Annotated in this window: 2 protein-coding genes and 1 pseudogene; all 3 read left to right on the top strand. The window is 71.6% G+C overall.

The window, feature by feature from the left end; all coding sequences use genetic code 11:
- A pseudogene (locus WU80_RS26230) lies at window positions 1–531 on the top strand (hypothetical protein); the annotation flags it as partial.
- Window positions 532–647: 116 nt separating this feature from the next.
- Window positions 648–857, top strand: coding sequence for a heavy-metal-associated domain-containing protein (locus WU80_RS24535; protein WP_055405669.1), 210 nt, complete (start codon window positions 648–650; stop codon window positions 855–857).
- On the top strand, window positions 854–2,581 hold a 1,728-nt coding region (locus tag WU80_RS24530; protein WP_055405889.1), incomplete at its 3' end, for a cation-translocating P-type ATPase. The genes WU80_RS24535 and WU80_RS24530, both read left to right, overlap by 4 nt.

The raw sequence follows: 2,581 nt of genomic DNA, 5'->3' as shown, positions 1-2,581 counted from the left end.
GATGTGTATAAGAGACAGCAACTGCGCGGCCTGGCGATCTCGCCGCGTCGGCTCGGATGGGAGATCGCCTGGAAACCGGTGCTGGTCCTGGTGGTCTTGATGTACGCCATCGCCTGCATCCCGTTGGGCGCACTGTGGCTGAAGGAACAACGGACGATCGCCGGCCTACCGGTCGCCACCGCCGCCGATGCGGAACATCCCGGCGAGTATCGCCGGGTGAAAGGTGCGGTGGCCGCCGGGCCCGTCTACTGGGCGCCGCGGGGGGCGGGCCGCGGCGGTAACAACTACGCCGGGGCCGGGGTGCTGGTGGCGCTGGCCACCGGGGGTGAGGCGCTGGTGCTCGCCGAGTCCATGGCGGTCCCCGACTTCAAGGGCATGATGGCGCGCGTTCACCACGGCGAGCTCACGGCCACCGGCAAGGTGATCGCCGCCGTCACGCCCGACGAGCGCAAGTACTACGGCTTCGATGAGGGCGCGTTTCCCGCGCCCGGCGCCCAGGGCCGGGTCATGCTGCTGTTGTCCCAGCCCTGAGCCGATCGGGCACAATCGTTCTGCCGCGAATGGCACTCCTATTTGTGCCCCATGATGGAAGTAGCGCCCGAAGGCATATCCCCGACGGGTATCCCCGCAGCAATGGAAGGAGTGGCATGGTCAGCGAGTACCAGGTCAGCGGGATGAGTTGCGGGCACTGCGAGGCCGCCGTTCGGGCCGAGGTGGAGCTCGTCCCCGGGGTCGACGACGTCGAGGTCAACGCGCGCACGGGCCGGCTGGTGATCACCAGTTCCCGTCCCGTCGACGCCGCCGCCGTACTCGCCGCGGTCGACGAGGCCGGCTACGAGGCTTCCCTGGTCGCATGAGCGCGGCGCCGGTGCACCATATCGAGCTGCAGATCGGGGGGATGACCTGCGCCGCGTGTGCCGCCCGGATCGAAAAGAAGCTGAACAGGCTCGACGGGGTGGCCGCCACCGTCAACTACGCCACCGAGAAGGCCGCCCTCACGGTTCCCCCCGGGTACGACCCGCAGGTGTTGATTGCCGCCGTCGAAAAGGCCGGTTACGCCGCCGCCTTGCCACAGCCGCGGCTAACCCGCGCGAAGGCCGGCGACCCCGAGCTGGGCGCGCTGCGCGCCCGCCTGATCACCGCGGCGCTGCTCGCCGGCCCGGTGATCGCCATGGCGATGATCCCGGCGTTGCAGTTCCGCTACTGGCAGTGGGCGTCGCTGGTGCTGGCCGCCCCCGTGGTCGTGTGGGCGGGCCGGCCCTTCCACGCCGCCGCCTGGACCAACCTGCGACGCGGCGCCGCCACCATGGACACCCTCGTCTCGATCGGCACGCTGGCGGCATTCCTATGGTCGCTGTACGCGCTGTTCCTGGGCACGGCCGGCGGACCGGGGATGCGCGACGGCTTCGGCCTGACCGCCCGGCCCTCGGACGGCGCCGGCCACATCTACCTTGAGGTCGCCGCGGGGGTGACCCTGTTCGTGCTGGCCGGCCGGTACTTCGAGCGGCGCTCCAAGCACACCGCGGGCGCGGCGCTGCGCGCCTTGCTGGAGCTGGGCGCCAAGGACGTCGCCGTGCTGCGCGACGGCGCCGAGACTCGCATCCCCGCGGACCGCCTCGCCGTCGGCGACGAGTTCGTGGTGCGGCCCGGGGAGAAGGTGGCCACCGACGGGATCGTGGTCTCGGGCTCCTCGGCCGTGGACGCCTCGATGCTCACCGGCGAGTCCGTTCCCGTCGAGGTCGGCGCGGGCGACAGCGTCACGGGAGCCACCGTGAACGCCGGCGGGCGCCTGGTCGTGCGCGCCACCCGGGTCGGCGACGACACCCAGCTGGCACACATAGCGAAGCTGGTCGAGCAGGCCCAATCGGGCAAGGCCGAGGTGCAGCGGCTCGCCGACCGCATTTCCGGGGTGTTCGTTCCCGTGGTCATCGGCATCGCCCTCGCAACGCTCGGCGGATGGCTGGCGTTCGGGTCCCCGGCCGCCGCGGCCCTGACCGCGGCCGTCGCGGTGCTGATCATCGCCTGCCCGTGCGCGCTCGGGCTGGCGACCCCCACCGCCCTGCTGGTCGGCACGGGCCGCGCCGCCCAGCTCGGGGTGCTGATCAAGGGACCCGAAGTGCTGGAGTCCGCCCACGCCGTCGACACGATCGTGCTGGACAAAACCGGCACCGTCACCACCGGCAAGATGACCCTGGTCGACGTGATCGGCGGGCCGGGCACCGACCGCGAGACCCTCCTTCAATACGCCGGGGCGCTCGAGGACGCGTCCGAACATCCCATCGCCCAAGCCATCGCCGCCGCCGCCAAAGCCGAGGTCGGCGCCCTTCCCGCTGTCGACGGGTTCACCAGCTTCGAGGGCCACGGCGTGCGCGGCAACGTCGACGGCCACACCGTGGTCGTCGGGCGCGCCAGCCTGCTGGCCGAATGGGGCCAGTCGCCCGACCCCGCGCTCGTGGCGGCCCTCGTCCGCGCCGAGGATGAGGGCAAAACCGCCGTTTCCGTCGGCTGGGATGGCCGGGCCCGCGGATTCCTCGTCGTCGCCGACACCGTCAAACCCACCAGCGCCGAAGCTGTCTCTTAT

It is taken from the genome of Mycobacterium sp. UM_11 (assembly GCF_001414075.1).
GTDB lineage: Bacteria > Actinomycetota > Actinomycetes > Mycobacteriales > Mycobacteriaceae > Mycobacterium.
Note: the sequence above shows the minus strand (reverse complement) of the source record. Positions and strands in the feature narration are given on the sequence as shown.

Coding starts and splice junctions, on each gene's coding strand:
- WU80_RS24535 (WP_055405669.1), top strand. CDS start 648: ATGGTCAGCGAGTACCAGGTCAGCGGGATGAGTTGCGGGCACTGCGAG.